A 23,139-nucleotide genomic window follows, 5' to 3' on the forward strand; every position below is an offset into this window, starting at 1 on the left:
TCAATAAATTGAGGATGGATGGTGAATTTTTAACATGTTTAAAGAAATAGATATCCCACAAAGAACGATTATGACACCCGGACCCGTAGAAGCACACCCAAAAGTGTTACGCGCAATGAGCCATACGATCCTTGGACAATTTGATCCAGCCTTCTTATCCATCATGGACGAAGTGAAAGAAATGATCAAAGCTCCGTTCGGTACAACTAACGAGCAGGCATTTGCAATTGATGGAACGTCCCGATCTGGAATTGAAGCAGCTATGATTGCTTTAATTGAGCCAGGTGATAAAGTATTAATTCCCGCCTATGGCCGCTTTGCGTATTTATTGGCTGAAATTGCAGAGCGTGCACAAGCAGATATTATTATGCTGGAAAAAGATTGGGAGACCCCTTTTGATCAACAGGAAGTGATTGACAAGATTAAAGAGGTTCAGCCTAAAATTGTTGCGATGGTACATGGAGAAACAGCAAATGCTCAAATTCAACAGTTAGAAAAGATTGGGGCATATTGCCGTCAAAACGATGTTTTATTTGTGGTGGATATGGTAGCTACTTACGGTGGCGTGGAGATCAAAGTGGACGAATGGAACATTGATGTTGCCATTGCTGGTTCACAAAAATGTGTCAGTGTACCGTCTGGTTTATCTCTTATTACATTTAATAAGCGTGCCCAAGCAATCATTGAATCACGCTATCAGAAAGAATTAGGACTTAGTAAAGTAGAACGTAACGAGCGTTTCATTCAAAGTAACTATTTGGATTTGAGTCAGTTGATTAATTATTGGAACAATAATCGAATCAACCATCATACAGAGGCGACCTCTATGATTTATGGTATTCATACAGGCTTACGTGTTTTGCTTGAAGAAGGTCTTGATCGTGTGTATGCACGCCACACCTTAAATAATAAAGCGATTGTCGCTGGAGTTAAGGCGATGGGGCTTGGTATATATGGAAATGAAGACTCAAAAATTCCTACAGTGACACCTATCCTTGTTCCAGAAGGCATCGATGCTAATGGTGTTAAAGACTTTTTGCTGGAGCAGTTTGGGGTTGAAATTGCTGGAAGCTTCGGTGATTTACAAGGGAAAATTTGGAGAATCGGTAATATGGGATATAGCAGCCGTAGAGAGAATGTACTGCAAGTATTGGGTGCATTAGAAGCAGCTCTCATTTACTTTGATGCGCCTATTCAAGTGGGCAAAGCGGTTAAAGCAGCACTGGATGTTTACCACGCTAATAAATAAAACTTTATAATATGGTTTATCATAACTGAAATGGAAGTTATGCCCGGTCAAATACGGATTTTAACCGTATTTGACCGAAATTTTTTAATTATATCAATTATTTTTCAAAAGGTAGATGTGCAGTTTAAACAAAAACATACTTACGTTTTGTTCAATTTTACAATGATGATGTAAGCGGTTTCATTTATACTTAATATAGAACATTAAAATTAAAGACAAAATAAGAGGTGAGCCAATATCTAAGTGAAAAAAATGCTTACGGTCTGTTATTATAGGGTAATACCAACAGAAAGCCGCATTACAACTTAGAGGTTTGTGGTTACTGTAAAATTTGGTTTTTAGGGAGGTCAACATTTTGAATCAGGTTATTGAGACCAATATCGAAGTGTATCAGCAACGGGGATATAAAAACGAAGACATTTTGCCTAAGTCCCCAGAGAAAAGAAATATGGGCGCAATGAATTATTTTACGCTCTGGATGGGTTCTATTCATAACATCCCTAATTATGCGGCTGTAGTCGGTTTTTTATTGCTAGGCTTGTCACCGATTAACGTCATCTTTGCAACGATTATTAGTGGGATCGTACTTTCCTTGTTTATGGTTATTAACGGCCGAGCAGGAACTAAATACGGAATTCCTTTTGCGATACATCTACGTTCAGCTTATGGAAGTAAGGGCGCTAAACTACCCGGATTTCTACGGGGGTGTGTGGCAGCAATAGCTTGGTTTGGAGTACAGACTTACGTAGGGGCTGCTGCATTAACAATCTTGATAGGTAAGATTTGGCCTGCATATTTGGAAATTGGATCGGGTGCAAATATTCTTGGTATTTCTGTACCTGAATTAATCAGCTTTGTAATCTTCTGGGCAGCGAATATGGCAATTGGTCTAGGTGGTGGTGGAATTCTTAATAAGTTTACTGCTGTACTAAGTCCAATTATTTATATCGTTTTTGGCGCGATGACTGTATGGGCGGTTAATGTAGGTGGCGGTATCGGAAATATTTTAAATTTTAAAATGAATGAAGCCACTGCAATTAATCCTGTTTATGGATATTTAATTGTAATTGCATCCGTGCTTGCTGTATGGGCAGCACCGGGCGTAAGCGTTTCTGACTTTACACAAAATGCAAAATCTCAGAAAGCACAAACTGTTGGACAAATCGGAAGCTTTTTTGTTGGGTACTTCATATTCGCAATCATGGCTGTTCTCATTATTATTGGTGGAACCATTCATTATGGAGCACCTACTTCAGGTAATGGTGTTTTGGATTTCATTAATCAGTGGGATAGTCTTCCTGCCATACTATTAACAACCTTAGTGTTTTTGATGACAACAATCTCAACAAATGCTACAGGTAATATCATTCCTGCGGGTTATCAGTTAGCCGCTTTATTCCCAAAATCGATCAATTATCGTAAGGGTGTAATTATTGCTGGAGTGATCAGTGTTTTGATTATGCCATGGCGTTTCATGTCTGGCGGTAGCGCAATTATCGTATTCTTGAATGGAATTGGAGCTTTACTTGGTCCAGTTGCAGGTGTAATGATCGTTCATTATTATTTTGTGCAAAGACAAAAAATTGATTTGGATCAGTTATATTATGATGAAAATGATCAAGCAACTAATCGTAGCATTTACAATAGCGTCAACGTTAAAGCTTATATTGCAACGATTGCAGGACTGGTTTTATCCTTAATTGGACAATTTGTTCCAGCATTTTCGTTCCTTTCTGACATTGCTTGGATTGCAGGATTTGTATCCGCATTTATTATATATTGGATTTTGATGAAAGTATCGCCAAATAATTGAGATGCTGTTATACAAAATCTGTGATCTGTAATTGATTTAAAAACTACAATCAAATTGGAGGAATATGAGATGACTTATGATCTAGTGATTAAGAACGGTCTTGTTATTTTGGATAGCGGAGAGGTTAAAACAGATATTGGTATTCAAGACGGCGTGATTGCTGCAATCGGCTCTCAATTAGAAGGCTCCAAAGTAATAGATGCTACTGGCTTAATTGTAAGCCCAGGAATGATTGATGCTCACGTTCATATTACAGAGCCAGGTGGCGGGTACCGTGATGAATGGGAAGGCTATTCAACTGGAACAGCTTCCGCTGCAAAAGGTGGAGTAACTTCATTTTTAGAAATGCCTTTAAACCAAGTTCCTGCTACAACAGATGGAGAGTCTCTCAAAATTAAATATGCTGCTGGAGAAGGAAAGTTGAGATCCGACGTTTATTCCTTTGGCGGATTAGTGCCTTACTCTCTTCCTAAAGGCGGTATTCAAGAGCTAGATGAAGGTGGCGTAATCGCATATAAATGTTTTATGGCAACATGTGGTGACCGTTCGATTGATGGCGACTTCATGAACGTGGACGACTACTCGTTGTATGAAGGTATGAAGCAAATTGCGAAAACTGGAAAAGTTTTAGCTATCCACGCTGAAAATGCTGCAATTACCGATAGATTAGGTGAGATTGCTTACAAAAATGGTGAGAAAACACTAAAAGCATATGTTGAAACCCGTCCAGTATTTACAGAAGTTGAGCCAATTCAACGTGCAATTCTTTTCGCTAAAGAAACAGGATGCCGTATCCATATTTGTCACGTTGCTTGTCCAGAAGGCGTTGAAGCTGTAACGAAAGCTAGACAAGAAGGCGTTGATGTAACATGTGAAACTTGTACACATTATATGTATTTCCATACAGATGAATTGGATAGTATCGGTCCAGTTGTTAAATGTTCTCCTCCAATTCGTGATAAACAAAACCAAGATGGTATGTGGGAAAAATTGTTGGCAGGTGAAATTGAGTTCGTCACTTCTGACCACTCTCCATGTACACCTGATCTAAAAGATAAAGAAAATGCATTTGAAGCATGGGGTGGAATCTCTGGACTTCAAAACAATGTGGATGTTCTATTTGACGAAGGTGTTCAAAAACGTGGCATGTCACTTCAACAATTTGCAGGTATTATTGCAAGTAATGTAGCGGATCGCTTCGGTATTACGAATAAAGGACGGATTAGTGTAGGCAAGGATGCCGACATTGTTTTGATTAAGCCAAATGCACCTTATACACTTAAAGCGGAAGATCTAGAGTACCGCAACAAAATTAGTCCTTATATCGGTCGTGAGATTGGTGCGCAGATTGATACAACTATTTTGCGTGGTCACATCATCTACTCTCAAAAAGATCAAGTTACACCTGAATTCCCAGGCGTGTTCGTGAAGTGCTAATAATTTAAAAAATTAAAATGATTTATGATTAGGTAAGATAAAATAGATAAATAAAAAATAAGCTGAATTAAACAAAGTGAATTGAGAAGGGGATGTCCTCAGAGTCATTAAAAATGGCTAAGGACATCCCCTTTAGTTATTTATTTATCCTTCAATAAATCGGAAATTAAAATCCCATTTATTTTTAAGCCAGTAATATCACAGTCCGATATCTCAACATTTGATAAATTGCAGTTTTTTAATTGAGTATTTTTAAGGTTACAATTTTGAAAGATTATCGGTTTATATTGTCCCTCAGAATTATAATTCCCATCACCCTCCATAGGAAGAACTACATTATGGAACTCTGTTCCGAACAGATGGACATGATCTATAACGATATGGCTTAAGTTTGCATCCGAGATTTTACTCTTAGTCATATTAATATCATGTAATGCCAGTTCACTCATATTTACGTTATTTATTTTGGTTTTAGCCAAGCTGACATTATCAATATCAAGCTCTTCAGCTCTGACGTCCTTCCACTTTGATCCTGATATGTCTTTCATTTGTAGATGTAATTGCTCTACGTTTAGGCTCATTCTCTTCCTCCTTAAAATTTGAATTAAATGCTAGCGATTAACTTCAACATACTCCACATATTTCCTTTTAAAAATTTAAAATATTTAAGGCTCTGATTTTTTATTGATTTCTTATTTCTGCTTGTCAAAAAAGAATGGTAAAATAAAGGCTCAATCTTGAAATCAGTACTTGACCGCTAACCCAAACTAGCAAAGAGATTCTAACAACAATGAGAAGAACTCTTTGGATCGTAGCTACCTGCCTCCAAGACGTGGTTAAGTACACTAAAAAATCAAAATTAATTGCAAAGGAGAGGTAAACATGTACGAAAGACCAGATAAAGAAGAATACGCTTCTTTCTATGAAGGTTACATTGGCCTTGTCCCTGAAGGTAATGTCATTGAAATATTGGAGCAGCAAGCTGACAAAGTGAGTGCAGTTATTCGCTCTTTGACAGAGGAACAAGGGAACTATCGTTATGGCGAAGGAAAATGGAGTGTCAAAGAGGTTTTTGGCCATCTTATTGATAATGAACGGATTATGAGTACTCGTTTACTTCGTATCGCAAGAGGGGATACTACACCGCTTCCAGGTTATGAAGAGAATCTATTTATGGCAGGGCATCCTTTCGAAGCATACACGATTGATGATCTTGCTGAAGAATATGAGGCTGTGCGACATTCTACAATTGTAATGCTTCGTCATCTTAGTCCTGAAGCATGGGTATGTAAAGGAATAGTTAACAATTATCCAGCCTCTGCTCGTTCCATTGCCTGTGTTATCGCTGGACATGAGTTACATCACTTGTCTGTACTTCGTGATCGGTATGAAATTCAGGTATAATGAAAAAGCTTGTCAAGAACCGATTTCTGTGTTGAGCCAGAATAAAATAAAACTATAATAATAAAAGAGTCGAAGGAAGATCAATGAAATGTGACCTGTAAGAGGGTGTTTTTTTGCAAAGTGTTCATCTTACGTACACAGTTCACAACCTACGCTTCGGCTCTTTTTTATCCATATCATTAACTGTTCTCAAAGAATTTTATCTTGTTACAAGTATTACAAGAACAAGGTGACTATTGGAATGGAAATCATGGACATTAACGACGACACAAAGACAATTTGGCTTGCGAACTTAGCATCGTTGCCATAATTACCGCTGAACATAGCGACATATGACGCAGTAGGCATTGAGACTGCCAAGATAGGAATTATTAGCGCGGGGCCAGTTAAGCCAATACTTTTTAGAACAAACGTCAATATAAGTGGGACAAAAAGTAATTTAAAAAATGCGGTTAAATATAAATATTTGTTTTTAAATGCTTCCATAATGTTGCTTCTAGACAGCATTAAACCAATTACGATCATCGCTAAAGGAGAGGTAGCTGGACTTACAATATGAATGACACTGTCAAGTGGCTCTGGAACAGGTAACTGGAATGCAAAAAAGACTAAACCAAATAAAATGGCAAGAATTCCTGGACTAATTAAAACCTTTTTTAAATCAAATGTAGCGGTTCCCGTTCCATTTCTGGAGATGAAAAAAACGCCAAATGACCATGAGACGATTTCAAATATAAACCCTGCACCAATCACTGCATAAAATAACGCTTCTTTTCCTAACAAGCTTTGAATGATAGGATATCCCATAAATGAAGTGTTAGATAACAGTAAGGCAGTAAGAATGACATCTTTTTTATCGTTGGATAACGCTAATTTCCTAGATAATAGCCATCCCACAGTGAACATAAAGAAATAACAAAAAATCATAATCCCAACAATCGTAAAAGAGGTATTTAAACGTTCTTCGCTCATTTTAAGCTGCATTGCTGAAAATATTGTCGCTGGCATTGTAATGTAAAGAACCAACTGCGTAATATCCTTTTGGCCTTTTTCACTAATTAAATTAAGCCGCCCCGCAACAAATCCAATCACAATCAAGAGAAATAAGACAGAAACCTTTTGTAAAGTGAGAAAAAAATCAATCTGCATTAATGAAGTCCCCCATCTCTTTATAAAAAACGGAATCCAATTAGTTTTTATTTAGCCATTCCACTAATGTTGAATAGATCTCTATCCCTAGCCCATCCACCTGTGTACGATCAAAGTCGTGTTCCATCGATTCCACAAGATGTAGTTCACTTTCAGGTATAAATTTATGCAGCATTTTTGATTGTCTGACAGGTACATCGGGATCTTGTGTTGCAGCAGTAATAAATGTTGCTGGTAGTGTAGCTAATTGTTCCTTTGTTAAATTATAATCTTTATTTTGCTGTTGATTGCCAGAAATAAATGGAATCCAATTGCCACGCTGACGTGTTGCAAGATAGAGCAGATAACGTTGCTTAGAAGGCTCTGATGCAATTGGTTGATTAATAATAAGGCTATCCATCATTTGATCGGAAACCTGCGGATATTGGAGCGCATAGCGGCTAGGTACGTTAAAGCTTGCATCGTTTAGTGTATAGTAACCATAAAATGCAATGACCCCACGTGGTTTAGTACTTGCATGTACCGCATGATACAGTGCCAGATATCCGCCTGCGGAACGTCCCATGAGATAGTACTCGGCATGATCAAGGTTTAAAGCAGTTGCTCCTTCCTGAATGAACCAATCAATGGATTGGCTAATCCCTTTCATAATTGCGGGAAGCTTGCTTTCAGGAGCGAGCAAATAATCGAGAGCGAGTAGACCATAGCCGTTTTCAGTCAGCAAAGATATATAAGGCTGTGGCAAATCTTCCCTATGTCCAAAAATCATTCCTCCACCATGAAAATAAAGAATAGTGCCTTTATAGGCTCCGTTTTTACTTGGGTGATAAAAGGTTCCATACAATTGTTGCCCATCAATTACATTAACGGGAATCGTAGCGCTTTCATAGGCAAAACCCTTACTCAATTTTCTCAGCACCTTTCATTATAAACTCCTACATCTCTTTACTATTAACATATCACAAACTAAGGTCATCTCTTTTATTTAAAGTGCACAAAAGTCTCGATGTTTTTATATACAGTGTTCATTTTTTGGCTAAATGAAAGCGTTTATACTAATTTTAAAAGGAGACTTTTTTGCCTACGCTAATTCATAAGGTATTTAAGTTGAAGAAGAGTAAATAAGAAAGATGGGGGTAGCGATGGGAAAAAGAATCGTAGTGGCTTTGGGTGGTAATGCAATTTTAAGTGATGATCCATCAACAGAAGGACAAATGAAGGCATTACGTCATACAAGTAAGCAATTAGTGGAACTGATCAAGCAGGGACACGAGCTTATTATTAGCCACGGTAACGGGCCTCAGGTGGGTAATTTGCTCTTGCAGCAAGCGATAGCTCAATCTGACAAAAACCCAGCGCTCTCACTTGATACATGTGTAGCCATGACGCAAGGAAGCATCGGTTATTGGCTACAAAATACGATGAACGAAGCGATGGTTGAAGCAGGACTAAATAAGCAGGTGGCATCTGTTGTCACCCAAGTTGTGGTGGATGAAAATGATCCAGCCTTCACTAATCCAACTAAGCCAATTGGTCCATTTTTTTCCCAAGAGGAAGCAGAAAAAGCAGCTGCAGAAAACGGAGAAACTTATGTGGAGGATGCTGGTCGTGGCTATCGAAAAGTCGTACCCTCTCCGAAACCACAAACGATCGTAGAATACCCGATTATCAAAACATTGATCGAAAATAGTTATGTTACGATCTCTGCCGGCGGTGGCGGTATTCCAGTGAAAAAAGTAGCCAATGGTTACGAAGGTGTTGAAGCGGTGATCGATAAAGACTTCGCATCCGCCAAGCTAGCGAACTTGGTTGAAGCGGATTATCTGTTTATTTTAACGGGTGTAGATAACGTATATGTGAACTACAATCAACCAAACCAAGCGAAGCTAGAAGAAGTTACTGTAGACCAGTTGAGAAATTGGATTAACGAGGATCAATTTGCACCAGGCAGTATGTTGCCTAAAGTGGAAGCGGCAATTTCATTTGTGGAGAGTCGCCCAGGAAGCAAGGCGGTCATTACTTCACTTGAGAATATTAATTCTATTTTTACAGGTGGCTCAGCGACTGTTGTACAGGCGGGTAATGCTGTGGAAGCTGAGAAATAGCATAAATCCTAAAAAATAGACCCTTTTGCAACTGTTTGACAGTTCGCGAAAGGGTCTTAAATTATTTTAGTTCATTAAAAAATATTGATTGCACTAGCTATTAAAAATTCTTTTTTAGAAAAAATTGTTTTATATCTTCTGGATATTCATCGTTAATGGCAAAAACTTCGTATCCCATGCTTTTATAAAAGTCAGGAGCTTGATAGGAAAAAGTGCATGTGTGTGCAAATGTACACCCAAGCTTTTGTCCGATTCGTTCAGCTTCTGAAAGCATAATCTTTCCGTATCCTTTACCTCTGTATTCATCCGCTATCCAAAAAACATCAAGATATAAGCCGTAAGACCATGTCTCACAAAATAAACCACCTACAATTTCGCCTAAGCTATTTTTAAGATATAAATTGATATCTTTTCCTGGAATTTTTAAAATTCCGTTTGTTGCTCGAACATTATATTCATATAATTTATTGCAAACTTGATTATAGTCGTCTTCATTTTGCTCCGCAGTAATTGTAACATTTTCTAAAATAATGTCAGGCATCTGGTTGTTCCTCCATACATAGACTTATATTTGATCTCACATGATGATTTAAAAATTTCACTATTTTAAAATGTGATTTTTTATGTTATTATCTATATTTTTCATATTTAATTATATCAACTTCCTTTATACTAATAAAGAAGGTAATTTTATGAAATCTAGTATGTGAAGGAGCACAAGCATGATGAGGAAAATCAGAAGTATTGTGGGGAAAATTTCAATTATGACCGCTGTTATTCTCTTAAGCTATTTAATACCCCAAATAGCAGAACGTACAGAAGCAGCGCAGGAACGCTATAGTACCGAAGTTCAATTTCAATTTAAATATGAGCAGGAGAAAGCAAGAGTAATTCCTCAAGTTGTCGTGTTAAAGACTGATTTCGACAATGGAAATATAGAAAAGATCGTTCATGAATTTCCTGAGCAGGCATTATCGGTCTCTAAAGAAGCACAGGATTCAAAAGATGCAGAAGAAAAAGATGATCCTTCTTTGACTAAAACTTTTTTTAATTGCTCGCAAAGTAGTTACGATACTCATATTATAGACTTGGATGGCCCCCAAGCTTTAAATACTTATTGCAATGTAACAAGAGATAAGAAACCGGATGTGAAGGGGAAGTATAAAGTACATAAAAACAATATTTTATATAAATATGATATTAATCGTAACCTTCTGACAATTTTGAACAAATTTGAGACAAATGGAAATGACAATATGGGTTTCTACCTTTATCAGAAGTTTGGCGGTTATGCCATTATAGATAGGAATTCATATAGAGATTATGATAAAAAACAAAATCAGATATATTCTCTGAGTGGGAATAAATTACTGCTTCGTACAGCTGAACCTCCTAGGGTGGACATGGAAAAAGGGACAATAAGCTATATAGATTACACTAAGGTACCTAGTAAACCTAAAAAACTTGCAGCTAATGAGTCTTACTTTTCTACTTCCAATGGTAATTATATATCTGCATCTATGATTTTGCATCCGGATGGAACTAGAACTAAAGATTACTTTTCATTTGTGCCAAGTAAGATTAAGGAGGAAAAAGTTGGGGCATTTACATTTGTTGAATATCCTAATCCAAACGGTAAGGGAAATCTAGTTGGCTACCGTACTTCAAAGGGCTACAAGGTACTGTCTCGAAATGATGTCTCGAGTACGATGGAAATCACAAAGCACAAAAAATATATTTTAATCCGTGAAAAAAAGGGTAAAGAAAAAAATCTTATATTTGTGGATACAAAAACGGCGAAGGTTGTATGGAAGATTCCTGATATGGATGGAAGGTTCTTTGAAGAAGTTGGTGATTCGATTTTCCTATTTTCTAAAGACTACAAAGATTATTATCTTCATTTACCAACAGGAATTGTGACGCGTAACTTGAATATTGTTGAACAAGTTCAATCTGATGAGAGTAGGTATGTGGGTTCTCAGTCCAAGCTAGTCACCTTGCAGACTCCACCACAGATGTTTGTGAATGGAAAGCAGGTTCATTATTCCGGTCAAGGGCTGTTTTTAACGTATGGCACCAGATGGTACGTAGAAGTGAATGATTTTGCTAAAGCTGTAGATGCCAAAGTTACTCAAAATTCAGATGGATTTACCATAAACAGAGACAAATATATAATGACAATCTCAAATAAGGATGCCACTGTGCTGAATTGGGCAGGGCAGACCTTCGTTCAATTGGAGATGTTAAATACAAAGCTAGGCATGGCAGGTGGATTTCTGAACATAATTGATAGTGAAGGTTATACTGAGAGAAGTTTACATCTCTTCTCCAAAGATTTAGAAGAAAAAGATGTTATCACCCAACCTGATATTTTTGTTCCTGATAATAAAGCAAATCTGAGTAATTACTATGTGATGGAAAATGGCAAGCCTACACAGCGTTCATCAGAAGAAGTAACTGCTTATGTTTCTGGCGGAGTTTATTTAATTTTCAAGGATGGTAAGCTTATTAACATTGCTACGGGTCCAAACTCATATTTGCTTACCCTGCGGAATTTCAATTTCGATATTGGGAAATATAAAGATATTGTTGCTCTTTATGGAAAACCTCAGACCACCAATGTTGGTAATTATGACGTTAACTGGTACAAAGTAGAGGGGAATGTTTTAGTATTTGAGGGTAATTCCGCGGCTTATTATATCATGCAATGATTATTTTATGATGCTTGGATTAAATGAGGACTATTATACGGCTAAAAATTACGGGGAAGCGGTGAAAAACTATTTTTCCAATTATCCTGTTATTCCGTTAATTTTGTATACGATAAATATCTTTTCGGGTGTATTGGCCCCCTGATTCCTGTTGCTACGTTTGCAGTGGACTGTACCCCTGGCTGAATTATCCGCTTTTTCTATCTTAGGACTGGAGTTCATTACTTTTACGTGGATGAATCGTTGGAATGTACTTGGAGCGGCCGTTTCGTTATTTGATATCGTTATCCTGTTAAATATCTCAAAGATACCAAGATGAGCTTTCAAGCTTTTAAAGATTTTCATAAATATAAAGCGCGAAGGAGGGACAATGTGACCTATCTTCGCGCTTATTTATGTTCATCTGGTCGATCTAGTCTAAAGCTTACTTTGTATATAAATGCTTTGATTGAAAGCCCCAAACCGTCTCGTAATTTGGCCTGTCACTGAGAACGGAAATACCTATACCACCATGAACCCTGTTCCTAGACCACAGTTGTGTTTCGCCTTCCCCTTTATTATAAATTTGTTTTGTTGGTCCTGCGCCTTGGATGATAACGTTATTTAATCCTCTATCACGTGGGTAAGATAATACCCCATAAATATCCGAAGCTTTTGTTGAAATTCCCCATCCTGCATCAAGCGTAGTATAATCTCCTATACTATTATGATTTAACTTATCTTTATTAGATGTAAAGGAGTATTGTGCGAATAACCAGGTGTCCTCGTAAGTTCCGCCCATATCTATTTTTTTACCAAAAAACATATTTTGGTATATAGAAGTATCACTATAATGATTTATAAAAATTAACTTATGTACATATATATCAGCAATGTTATTTCTAACTTTTATTTTTTTATTATAAAAGTCTTTAATATTTGGATTGGAGACTAAACCTGTCCACTCTGGATCGTCAAAATAGATTGGGAGGTTATATTTACCACCTAACTTTCCTGTCATTGCAACATTATGTACAGATAATGTATAGCCTGAGGTTACCATATTTGTTCCAGTTAGTGCTACTTCTCGAAGTTCATTTAAACCGTAAAAGTCCATCGCTTTTTTTGTCGCTACCTTTTTATAATTATCTAAAATCTTAGTTACTTCCTCTATTGATAGCTTTTCATCACATCTAAATTCACCTTTCTGATCTGCATTCATCAGTCCAGTACCCATTACAACTGAAATTGCCGGAAACATTCCCTTATCCAATTTACCAAGGTTAAATTCTCGAAGCGGAATGATAGCTAAGTCTCCTGTCATATCTTTTAATGCCTCTGCAAAACTTTGATCTGCTTGAGCGAGTCCATTAGAAAGCCAAGTTGCCAATTCATACCTAGTTACTGGTGTATTTCCCTTAAATCCATTTGGATAATTGTTTGGATCAATAAAACCAAGTGCAACAACTGTATTAACTGGATTTGTAGAATTTACGTCATTAAAAGCCTGTATTGTATTAGTTGTATTGCTTCCTGTTTGACTTGTAGCCTTAACTATAAGGGAGGCAAGCTGAGATCGGGTTACTGGATTTTTAACTACAATAGGCTTTTTATTAACAATGTCTTTGATCCATTCAGGTGTAGTAACGATCTTATCTTTCTCAGTATCAGGGGAAATACTCGTCTCAGCCTTTTTAGTTGCTTTAGTAGTTTTATTTACTTTAGTTGTTTTTGAAGCTGCTTGTATAGAATTGACTGGAGTAGCAGCTAAAATAAATGAAAAGGTCAGGAGTAGGATTGCTAGTTTCTTCATTATGTATCTCCTTTGTTTTTTTGGTGATTCTAATCCAAACCAAGATAAGCGTTTAACTTATTCTCGCGTTAAGTTTCATTTTTCCCCAACTACCACCTCATTCCCCTCATACGAAATCCAATCACTCCAGCTACCACCATACAGCTTCACATTCGTGAATCCTACAGTCTTCAACGCTAATATATTAGGGCATGCAGACACGCCTGAACCACAATACACGATAATTGGGGTGTCATAGACATCGCCATTAGAGTCTGATGAGTTTGCTCTTACTATTTCTATAAGCTCCGCAAAGTGCTGTTGTAGCTCTTCTTTACTTTTAAAGCTACCATCCTCCTGTAATACATCCTTCCAAAAGTAATTTATAGCCCCAGGGATATGACCTGCTTTAGAATCGATTGGTTCTTCTAGACCAAGGTAACGGCGGTTTTCTCTGGAATCAATAAGAACAACTTGTTGCTCAGAAAATGTGTTGTTGTTATCAGCAACCTCGTTCATACTTACTAACCACTCATCGTTAACCTTTGGCTCAAAGGAGGCAGGAATAACAATGGGCTGATCCTGTGATACAGGAAACTTTGCCTGCTCCCAAGCCGTGAAGCCTTGCTCCATCAAATACGTCTTTTCATGTCCTAAATATTGAAGCATCCACCATACTCTAGCGGCAACCATACCTTGCTGATCATCATAAATGACAACCCGATGCTCCTGTGTAATCCCTGCTTTACTAAATGTTTTCACCATAGAGGCTACATCTGGTAATGGGTGACGACCGCCATGTGCTTGGATTGGAGCAGATAGGTCTTTGTCTAAATCTAAGTAAACCGCACGAGGGAGATGGGATTCAGTATATTTTTGATGTCCTAATGCGGGTTCATTCATCCAAAACCTACAATCAATAATGACGATATCTGGTTCATACAAACGAGCTAGCAACCATTTAATAGAAACAGCAAATGACATATATAATCTCTCCGATACGTTAGATGGATTTTTTGGGTATTAAGCGTGCTTTATTACGTCTTATCAATAACAAGCTAAGGGCAACTAGGGTTAAACCAAATGTCGTTGCTAATTTGATGAAAAAACTTTCATCTATTTCCCAAGAGGATAACAAAGCATTGATGACACTATGGAATAAAATACATAACCAGATACTCTGAGTCATTCGATAAATGACGGCAAGTGCAAATGACATCCCTATAATCATAATGCTAAATAGCCCGAAATTCCAATTATATTGGCTTGTGCCCTGAATAAAAAATAGGGGGAGATGCCATACAGACCAGATACAAGCTGTCACAAGTGTTGACTTTATGAATCCAAGTGACTTTTCAAGTTGCGGTTGTAGGAGAAGACGCCATCCTAATTCTTCTAATCCGCCTCCAATTATCATGAGAGGGATAGTTAATATTGCAATGTAGACGGGGAAATTAGGTGTTATCCCTCCTAGAAGAGCAGGAATACCAAAATACGTAGCGGTGAGCAAAGATATGACTATGTATGCATGAAGTGGTTGTTTAATTGCAAAGGCTTCCTTTATATAGGCTTTGAAGCCTGTAATTTTACCCTGCCGTCTTAAAATAAAATAAGTAACAATTGGCGGTGCGTTCCCACCAAGTGTTAACAACGTCATGCCTAAAGGTGAACCGAATTTTAACCATTCAACTTGACTAGCTAAGATTAGAATTCCCCATGAACAATAAGTGATGAGGAAGGTCCATAATATATACTGAAATATTAACTTATAATTATTTGTTTTCATCGAAATTGGCTCCTATAGTATTGTTTATATTATTTTTCTTGAAGTTGAATACGTTTCGTAGTTTAAAAGGCGAAGCTGATGCTCAGCAAAGCTTTTGTCAGCTATCTTTTGGTTAGCATTCTGCTCCACAACATTTACATCATTAGTTTTATTGTACTTTTTATTGTACTTTCTTCTAAAAAAATATGAAATCATAATACACTCCTCATTTCTATATGTTTTCTCAGCGTTGTCTCACGTTTTTTCTCTTAAATTGAGTATAGATTGTGAGAAGTTCTGTTACATTCAGCCACAGAAGGATTTACTCTCGGTCTACAGCATGAATTTCATTCCTATTTATTGTAGAAAAGTTAATAGAGGTTGATTTGATCATTGTTGCGTTGTTTGTGCTATGTTGTACATTGTGCTTGTTGTGGCTTTGGCTTAGTAGGTTAGCGAGATATAATAGAATGAAAAGATAAATCTATTTATTAAAGGCTCAATCTTGAAATCAGTGCTTGACAACAGAGCCCAAACTAGCGGAGAGACAGAGCGATTCTGAAGATTGTCTTTAAAATTAGATTTCTCCCATTTATATACTCCAGTCAAAGGAATATGATTTTAACACAATCGTAAGAACGATCTGGATTGTAGCTTCTAGCCTCCAGTCGTTGGCAAGTACTGATTTATAAATAGAGCCTTATTAAATATATGAAATATATAAATTCCGATTGGAGCGTCAGATGATTAACGACAACCCTTTATTTTATTATGGTTTATTGCTGTTGGTGTGTGTGGTTATACTTGTATATGTTATTTTTAGGTGGAGGAAATCTAATTTTGCGCGTAAATTAAGTGACGCTAATCCCTATAAAATTAGCATTAAGGATATCGATCGGATGGAGGATGGTAGTGAGTTTGAACAATATTTATACCGTCTGTTAACTATGCTTGACTATGAGGAAATATATAAAACGACGGCGAGTAGAGATTTTGGGGCAGATCTTGTATTTCAGGATACGAGGGGACTTCGATGTGTGATTCAAGCCAAAAGATATGCAGTGTCTAATCCAGTTGGGCTTAGTGCGGTTCAAGAGATATATGGCTCAATGCGCTATTATAAGGCGCAACGGGCGATTGTTTTAACGTCAGGCAGGTTCACAGAGGCAGCCCGAATTTTGGCGGGGGTTAATCATGTATTGTTGCTAGATCGTGATGATCTTAATGATATCATTCATCATTTTAAGGAAAGAGATTGGGAGGAGGCAAAAACGATATTAGAGCAGCCCCCTGAAACAAGAGAAGTGGAGTGGAAACCGCCCCCATCTGCTCACACAACTCCTTCAAGCGGAAGAAAGCTTTCACGTAAACGATCATAACGTTTTAAAGGTGGGTAAATTTAATTCCTTTTGAGCTCAAAAAACTGACAACTATCCCGATTATGGTAACTGATCTCACTCACACCTTTTTGGGTAATGACAGTGTCTGTGGTGAATCGCAATATAATACTGCCTGACTCTATATAGTGGTTATTTTCAAATACCCGAATAGGTAGCTTACGATTTTGTGCATCTTGTAAATCTAAATCCGTGTCAAGCCGTCTAACTGTAGCGATACGAAGCCCTCCTAGCTAAAATGCATAATAAATGAATTAGTTCTCTTACTATTTTAGCATGTTTATGGGTTTGGTTCATTGGATGCATAATCCTGTTTTGTAAAGTGAAAATAATAAGCTTCAAGAACGCTCTGGAGCGTAGTACCAGACTCCTAACGTAGTCAAGTACTAATTTCTAAATAGAGCTCAAAAAATGATATAATAAACCTTTATGAAGGGAGTGTCACAAATACATCCATGAAAATTTTAGTGTTAGCAGAAAAACCGTCGGTTGCCAAAGAAATTGCCCGTGTCATGGGTAGCCGTGAAAAGCATAAAAGTTATTTTGAAGGACCAAAGTATATCGTCACTTGGGCGTTAGGTCATTTGGTTGGATTAGCAGAGCCTGAGGATTACGATAAGAAATATAAACAATGGGAACTAGAGGACTTACCGATTTTACCTGGGCATATGAAGCTCAAGGTACTTCGGGAAACGAATCATCAATTTAAAGCAGTAAGTCAATTAATGCGTCGTGCAGATGTTAGTGAATTGATTGTTGCAACTGATGCGGCTAGAGAAGGGGAACTATTAGCCAGATGGATCATGAATATGGTCAAATGGAATAAACCATTTAAGCGCCTATGGATTTCATCTCAGACAGATAAAGCAATCAAGGATGGCTTTGCTTCCTTAAAACCAGGTCAGCAGTTTGAAAGACTATATCATTCCGCACGTTGTCGCGCAGAGGCAGACTGGATGATTGGTTTAAATGTAACGAGAGCGTTAACCTGTAAATTTGGCTCACCTTTATCTGCAGGACGTGTGCAGACACCAACCTTAGGGATGATCATGCAACGTGAACAGGAGATTACAAGCTTCGTATCCCAACCGTATCATACTTTGCGCGTCCAACTGGACAATTTTGAAGCGGTATGGCGGGGCAGTAATGGGGATGCACGAATTTTTGATGAAGGACAAGTTCAAGCATTAAAAGGCAAGTTAGATGGACGTAGCGGAAAAATTGTAAAGCTGAAAAAAAATGAAAAGGTTGTGCCACCTCCACAAGCGTATGATTTAACGGAGTTACAACGTGATGCGAACCGTATATTAGGCTTTTCAGCTAAAATGACCTCCAATGTTCTACAGAAGCTCTATGAACAACATAAGCTAGTGACGTATCCACGTACAGATTCCAGATACTTGACCTCTGATATGGTGGGAACCTTGAAGGAGCGACTTACAAGTGTATCTGTTGGTCCATATGCAAAAAGTGCTGGGGCTGTGGCACGCAAGCCGATAGCTTTAGGTAAAAGAGTTGTGGATGATAGCAAGGTAACCGATCACCATGCCATTATTCCTACAGAGCAAACGGTGCTTCTCAATAACCTGAACTCTGAAGAACGCAAGCTGTATGATCTCATCGTGCGTCGCTTTATAAGCCTATTTTATCCATCTGCAAAATACGATCAGGTTACGGTCGAGCTTGAAATTGCTGGTGAAAAGCTCCATGCAAAAGGTACGACGATGAAGGAAAGTGGTTGGCGTGTTGTTTATGACGGACAGTTGATGGAAGACGATGAAAACGAGGATGAGGAAGAAAAGGCTGGGTTATTGCCTGAGCTTCGTGAAGGTGAGGCTGTAGTTGTAAAACGTTGCCAGGTACAGCCAGGACGTACATTACCTCCAAAACGTTATACAGAAGCAGCCTTGCTTGGTCAAATGGAGAAGCATGGTTTAGGCACACCAGCAACACGCGCAGATATTATTGAGAAATTGGTTCATTCTGATACGATTGAGCGTCAAGGGAATCTGCTTCATCCAACGGGGAAAGGAAAGCAATTAATTCAGCTTGCACCTGCTGATTTAAGGACACCACAGCTTACGGCGAAATGGGAAGCAGAGCTTGAGCGGATTGCCAAGGGGCAAGGCAAACCTGAGCCATTCCTTGTAGGTATTCGTAAAATGGCAGAGGAGCTTGTAGCTGGTGTGAAGCAAAGTGATGCAAGCTATAAGGCACATAACGTCTCAAACCATTTTTGCCCTGAATGTGGGACTAGAATGTTGGAGAAAAAATCGAAGCGAGGCTTAATGCTTGTATGTCCGAAGGATGACTGTGGCTACAAGCGCTCTGGAGAGAAGCGATTATCTAACCGTCGTTGCCCGCAATGCCATAAAAAGATGGAGATGAAGGAAGGCAAAGCAGGGCTTTATGTGCAATGCTTAACGTGTGGCGTGATTGAAACGATGAAAAAGGACGCAGGTCGTGTCAGCAAGCATGAGCAACAAAAGCTTGTGAAGCAATATGCTAAGAAAGAAACAATTGGCTCTAATCTTGGTGATTTGCTGAAGGCGGCGTTAGAGAAACAGGATAAATGATGAATGATGGGTCAAGATGACTCGTTTGATGGGTTGCTTTCATTACCGTTAAGGTGATAGAAGGCAACCCTTTTTATATTTAAGGGTGGTAGCTACGATACAGAGAGTTCTTACGATTGTGTATTTTATCACACATTTCCCTATCATGATTCGGGAAGTCATATGACTTAATTTGGAAGAAAGGTAGTGTTTGCCTCACACAATGATATTAAGAGATTAATATGATATCTCAGAACATGACAAGGAGGAGTTTAATCATTATGAAGAAAAAAGCAATTAGTACGCAAACTTATCCACGCCTTACTGTATATTCAGATGAAAACTTTAGAGGGGCAAGTCGTATTTATACAGGCAACTTAGGAATTCGGGATACAGATAACATTTTAGATGGGATTGAAAGCTTAAGATTTTTCTCAACAAGCAGTAACGCGACTTTAGTTTTGTTTACGCGTACTCGATTTAGAGGTAACTTCCGCGTATATCGTGGCAACACCAATCTAGCAGATTTGGATGATCTCATTTCAGGTAATGATGTAGAATCTATTATTTCTACGAACCAACGTCTAACTTTAGAGCAGATTCGTAACATCCGTAGCTCAGGTACTTTACCAGCAGGGTATCGACTAATCTAACAGGTTCTTAATATAACCTAATGATTTTCAAGCAACTAGTCACCTTACATCTAAGGCTGGCTAGTTGTTTTTATTTGTTTATTTGGCTATTAAACGTTTCTACTAATCTAGTAATTTTTAGTATAAAGTCCAAGCGAATAGCCCTCTTAGCACATATAATATATAATCATTACGCTATTGGTAAGGGGGAATTGGAATGCCGGTTATACGACAGCAATTTAATGTGCAGAGTGCAATTACCGGTAGTGTGAGCACAACAACCACAACTTCCTTGGTACCAACAGTGAATCGCTATATTGCTAGCATTGTCCTTGGTGATATTTTAGGCTCCACCACAACGATTGTTGCTACTAGATTTACGAATAATAGTGGGACAACGGTACCAGCAGGAGGGCTTGTTGTTCCAACTGCTAGTGGCTATTACAATTTGTATATTAATGGCGTTATGCAGCGTGGGGGATTAAGCACATTAACCCCAACTAGCTTAGTGATCAATTCAGCATTAGTCGTTGGAGCATCTGTTGTGGTAGAGGTCGTTAACTTCGTTGTCACATCTACGTCAACATCAAACACAAATAATTTATCCGTATCTACCACAATAACCTAAACAATCTAAATAACCTAATCGTACTTTAAAAATGGGAAAGCCAAATGAAATAAACGTTCTTGGGTTCATTTAAGGAGATAATCCTAAGATCCAAGAACGTTTATATTTTACAAAACTTATTTTGCTGGCAACGGCGCATGTTCGAAGCTATACAGATAGCCATCTGCTATTGCTCTAATTTGTTCCTCATGGTGCGCGGAATATTGATCGTACACACCATAGGTGATCATCCCTGCACGTTTTGCACTTTGTACAGCAGGTAAAACGTCCTCAAACGCAATACAGTGTTGGGGCTCCACCCCCAAATGCTTAGCTGCGTAAATAAAAATATCAGAGTACTGTTTTCCACGGTTGACGTCATCAACCGAACACGTAAAATCAAACAACTCGTAAACTCCATTTTGAATAAGACAAGGTTTGTACAATTTTTCAGGTAATCCAGTTGCAGCAGCAATCTTAATCCCTGCGGCTTTTAATTTTAAAATATAATCAAGGGTAAATGGCATCAAGCCAACATTGTGAGCATATTCATGCGCTGCCATCACATTCCATTCTGTTACAATGTCTTCTACACTTTCGGATAAATTAAACAAATGAATCGTATATTCCGCCGCTTCCTCAAAGCTACGTGCACAAATCTCATTGACATAATTGTCAGGCACAGGCAAACCTCTTTTCGTTAGAAAAGCGATGTCGATTTTTTCCCATACCTGCATGGATGCTAATAAAGTCCCATCTAAATCAAAAATTGCTGCCTTAAAATTCATCGTGTATTCTGATCCTCCTGTTGAAAGAGACACTTTAATTGTGTTGCCGCTCCTTTAATATCTGACTCCGCTATAATCGCAGATACAATCGCCACACCATCGATGTTCATAGGGGGGAAGGAGTCAATGTTATGTTTATTAATCCCACCAATCGCAACGATGGGGATCGTTACCGCTTGTTTGATTTTACGTAACTCGTCCATCGTCACAGCTCTAGCATCGTCCTTTGTACCTGTAGGGAACATTGCCCCAATCCCTAAATAATCCGCACCATCACGTTGTGCATGAATCGCCTCATCAACTGAAGCAGCAGATACACCTAACAGCATATTGTGAGGAATGATGTTACGAACAGCAGAGGCAGGGATATCGTTTTGACCAACATGCACCCCTGCCGCGCCAACAGCTAAGGCGATATCAATCCGATCATTAATAATAAGTGGAACTTCATAACGATCTGTAATTTGTTTAATTTCCTCTGCCAGCTTAAAAAACGAAGAAGCCGATGCATCCTTTTCTCTTAATTGCACCATCGTACAGCCGCCTAAAATCGCTTGCTCTACCGCATCTGGTAAGGTTGGTGTGCTCATTAACCTGCGATCTGTTACTAGATAAAGAGTGTAATCTACGTTCATTTTAATTCCCTCATTCTCATTCCGCATGATCATTTCCTCATTTTGATTCCTTTTCTAAAGGCTGTAGTTCTTTCTTTAACTCTTTCCGTAATCCATGCTTATAAAGGTCATAGAAATGATGGGTTGGGCCATGCCCTTTCCCGATGCTAAGCGAATGTTCAATTGCAGTGGTTACATACGCCTTGGCTTGCGCTACCGCATCCTTCATGCTGTGTCCATTAGCAAGCTGTGATGCAATCGCAGATGAAAACGTACAGCCTGTGCCATGTGTGTTTTTAGTTGAAATCCGTTCAGTTTCAAAATAATGAAATTCCTTGCCATCAAATAGCACATCAATCGCGTTTCCAATGGCATGTCCACCTTTTACAACAATCCCTTTACAGCCCATCTCACAAATTTTTTTTGCAGCGGCTTCCATATCAGCAATCGATGAAATTTGCATATTTGCAATTTTTTCAGCCTCAGGAATGTTGGGGGTCAACACATCCGCAAGTGGGATGATCACTTTGATGAGCGTATCAATGGCAGCGGGGTCCATAAGTGGACTCCCATTTTTAGCGTACATCACTGGGTCAATAACGACGTTAGCTGGTTTATATTCCTTTAGCTTTTCAGCAACAGCAAACATACATTCATCCGTAGACAACATCCCTATTTTCACAGCATCCACATCAATATCCTCAAATACAGCATCAATTTGTTTCTTTATCATATCTGGGGATACATCTTGAATATCAATGACCCGGCTAGTATTTTCGGCAACCACAGACACGATAACACTCATCCCAAACACACCATGAGCGGAAAATGTTTTCAAATCTGCCTGAATACCTGCGCCACCACTACAATCAGACCCAGCGATACTAAGCACCTTTTTCATGTTTTTTTCCTCCTTTGTTTTACAAAATAAAAAGGAGCCTCCAAATTGAAAATGGAAGCTCCTGTACATACAAGGACAACATAAGAAATAACAATGTATCACTTATGCCACTGTAACAGTGTTACTTGATTGCTTCCCTACGTTGGTATTAACCATCAGGTTCAAAGGGTCAGGTTTTACCTTCTCAACTACAACGTAGTCCCCCCGCATGTGTCATATCTGTAATTGTCTTAGATAATAT

Annotated in this window: 20 protein-coding genes and 1 riboswitch; of the genes, 10 read left to right on the forward strand and 10 right to left on the reverse strand. The window is 38.3% G+C overall.

Features of this window, described 5'->3' with window-relative positions:
- The first annotated feature begins 34 nt into the window (after positions 1-34).
- The 3 genes from ABE099_RS00535 to allB all read left to right on the forward strand — a co-directional run bounded on the left by ABE099_RS00535 (position 35) and on the right by allB (position 4,499).
- A complete protein-coding gene (locus ABE099_RS00535) occupies positions 35-1,249 on the forward strand; it encodes a pyridoxal-phosphate-dependent aminotransferase family protein (RefSeq protein WP_430026599.1) in 1,215 nt (404 codons plus the stop codon).
- A 355-nt stretch (positions 1,250-1,604) separates the two neighbouring features.
- Entirely contained in the window at positions 1,605-3,062 is a 1,458-nt protein-coding gene (gene allW / locus ABE099_RS00540) for an allantoin permease (RefSeq protein WP_430026601.1), read from the forward strand.
- Between the two features lie 69 nt (positions 3,063-3,131).
- On the forward strand, positions 3,132-4,499 hold the full coding sequence (allB, locus tag ABE099_RS00545; RefSeq protein ID WP_210088288.1) for an allantoinase AllB: 1,368 nt from the start codon (positions 3,132-3,134) through the stop codon (positions 4,497-4,499).
- A gap of 140 nt (positions 4,500-4,639) precedes the next feature.
- On the opposite strand, the gene ABE099_RS00550 is transcribed toward allB, so the two are convergent.
- Positions 4,640-5,080: a pentapeptide repeat-containing protein gene (locus ABE099_RS00550; RefSeq protein ID WP_430026603.1), complete on the reverse strand. Its 441-nt coding sequence runs from the start codon at positions 5,078-5,080 to the stop codon at positions 4,640-4,642.
- A gap of 301 nt (positions 5,081-5,381) precedes the next feature.
- Here ABE099_RS00550 and ABE099_RS00555 point away from each other — a divergent pair, with 301 nt between their 5' ends.
- Positions 5,382-5,903 carry a DinB family protein gene (locus ABE099_RS00555; protein WP_430026604.1) on the forward strand — a complete coding sequence of 174 codons (522 nt, stop codon included), beginning with the start codon at positions 5,382-5,384 and terminating at the stop codon, positions 5,901-5,903.
- 216 nt (positions 5,904-6,119) lie between these two features.
- Here the strand turns inward: ABE099_RS00555 and ABE099_RS00560 are convergent, their stop codons facing one another.
- Both ABE099_RS00560 and ABE099_RS00565 read right to left on the reverse strand, forming a co-directional pair.
- On the reverse strand, positions 6,120-7,052 hold the full coding sequence (locus tag ABE099_RS00560; protein ID WP_430026606.1) for an AEC family transporter: 933 nt from the start codon (positions 7,050-7,052) through the stop codon (positions 6,120-6,122).
- A 40-nt stretch (positions 7,053-7,092) separates the two neighbouring features.
- Positions 7,093-7,959 carry an alpha/beta hydrolase gene (locus ABE099_RS00565; protein WP_430026608.1) on the reverse strand — a complete coding sequence of 289 codons (867 nt, stop codon included), beginning with the start codon at positions 7,957-7,959 and terminating at the stop codon, positions 7,093-7,095.
- A gap of 235 nt (positions 7,960-8,194) precedes the next feature.
- Between ABE099_RS00565 and arcC the strand changes: the two genes are divergently transcribed.
- Positions 8,195-9,157, forward strand: coding sequence for a carbamate kinase (gene arcC / locus ABE099_RS00570; protein WP_430026609.1), 963 nt, complete (start codon positions 8,195-8,197; stop codon positions 9,155-9,157).
- A gap of 100 nt (positions 9,158-9,257) precedes the next feature.
- Here the strand turns inward: arcC and ABE099_RS00575 are convergent, their stop codons facing one another.
- Positions 9,258-9,698, reverse strand: a complete 441-nt coding sequence (locus tag ABE099_RS00575) for a GNAT family N-acetyltransferase (protein WP_430026611.1) — start codon at positions 9,696-9,698, stop codon at positions 9,258-9,260.
- Positions 9,699-9,879: 181 nt separating this feature from the next.
- Here ABE099_RS00575 and ABE099_RS00580 point away from each other — a divergent pair, with 181 nt between their 5' ends.
- Positions 9,880-11,868: a hypothetical protein gene (locus tag ABE099_RS00580; protein WP_430026613.1), complete on the forward strand. Its 1,989-nt coding sequence runs from the start codon at positions 9,880-9,882 to the stop codon at positions 11,866-11,868.
- A gap of 424 nt (positions 11,869-12,292) precedes the next feature.
- Here the strand turns inward: ABE099_RS00580 and ABE099_RS00585 are convergent, their stop codons facing one another.
- The 3 genes from ABE099_RS00585 to ABE099_RS00595 all read right to left on the reverse strand — a co-directional run bounded on the left by ABE099_RS00585 (position 12,293) and on the right by ABE099_RS00595 (position 15,425).
- The gene (locus ABE099_RS00585; protein ID WP_430026615.1) at positions 12,293-13,660 is read right to left on the reverse strand and encodes a hypothetical protein; all 1,368 of its coding nucleotides are present in this window, start codon (positions 13,658-13,660) and stop codon (positions 12,293-12,295) included.
- Between the two features lie 75 nt (positions 13,661-13,735).
- Positions 13,736-14,623: a sulfurtransferase gene (locus ABE099_RS00590; RefSeq protein ID WP_430026617.1), complete on the reverse strand. Its 888-nt coding sequence runs from the start codon at positions 14,621-14,623 to the stop codon at positions 13,736-13,738.
- Between the two features lie 19 nt (positions 14,624-14,642).
- A complete protein-coding gene (locus tag ABE099_RS00595; protein ID WP_430026619.1) occupies positions 14,643-15,425 on the reverse strand; it encodes a CPBP family intramembrane glutamic endopeptidase in 783 nt (260 codons plus the stop codon).
- 722 nt (positions 15,426-16,147) lie between these two features.
- Between ABE099_RS00595 and ABE099_RS00600 the strand changes: the two genes are divergently transcribed.
- The 4 genes from ABE099_RS00600 to ABE099_RS00615 all read left to right on the forward strand — a co-directional run bounded on the left by ABE099_RS00600 (position 16,148) and on the right by ABE099_RS00615 (position 20,616).
- On the forward strand, positions 16,148-16,783 hold the full coding sequence (locus ABE099_RS00600) for a restriction endonuclease (protein WP_430026621.1): 636 nt from the start codon (positions 16,148-16,150) through the stop codon (positions 16,781-16,783).
- Positions 16,784-17,256: 473 nt separating this feature from the next.
- A complete protein-coding gene (locus ABE099_RS00605; RefSeq protein ID WP_430026623.1) occupies positions 17,257-19,377 on the forward strand; it encodes a DNA topoisomerase III in 2,121 nt (706 codons plus the stop codon).
- A gap of 260 nt (positions 19,378-19,637) precedes the next feature.
- Entirely contained in the window at positions 19,638-20,009 is a 372-nt protein-coding gene (locus ABE099_RS00610; RefSeq protein WP_430026625.1) for a hypothetical protein, read from the forward strand.
- A gap of 196 nt (positions 20,010-20,205) precedes the next feature.
- Positions 20,206-20,616 (forward strand): DUF4183 domain-containing protein, encoded by a 411-nt coding sequence (locus ABE099_RS00615; RefSeq protein WP_430026627.1) that lies wholly within the window; start codon positions 20,206-20,208, stop codon positions 20,614-20,616.
- Positions 20,617-20,732: 116 nt separating this feature from the next.
- On the opposite strand, the gene ABE099_RS00620 is transcribed toward ABE099_RS00615, so the two are convergent.
- Genes ABE099_RS00620 through thiD form a run of 3 tightly spaced genes read right to left on the reverse strand, consistent with a single transcriptional unit; the run spans position 20,733 to position 22,898 of the window.
- The gene (locus ABE099_RS00620) at positions 20,733-21,383 is read right to left on the reverse strand and encodes an HAD family hydrolase (protein WP_430026629.1); all 651 of its coding nucleotides are present in this window, start codon (positions 21,381-21,383) and stop codon (positions 20,733-20,735) included.
- The gene (gene thiE / locus ABE099_RS00625) at positions 21,380-22,045 is read right to left on the reverse strand and encodes a thiamine phosphate synthase (protein ID WP_430026631.1); all 666 of its coding nucleotides are present in this window, start codon (positions 22,043-22,045) and stop codon (positions 21,380-21,382) included. Before thiE ends, ABE099_RS00620 begins: the two co-directional genes overlap by 4 nt.
- Positions 22,046-22,055: 10 nt before the next feature.
- A complete protein-coding gene (thiD, locus tag ABE099_RS00630; protein ID WP_430026633.1) occupies positions 22,056-22,898 on the reverse strand; it encodes a bifunctional hydroxymethylpyrimidine kinase/phosphomethylpyrimidine kinase in 843 nt (280 codons plus the stop codon).
- Between the two features lie 116 nt (positions 22,899-23,014).
- Positions 23,015-23,114, reverse strand: a riboswitch (TPP riboswitch).
- Between the last annotated feature and the right edge of the window lie 25 nt (positions 23,115-23,139).

Source organism: Paenibacillus turicensis, from assembly GCF_050461185.1.
GTDB lineage: Bacteria > Bacillota > Bacilli > Paenibacillales > Paenibacillaceae > Fontibacillus > Fontibacillus turicensis_A.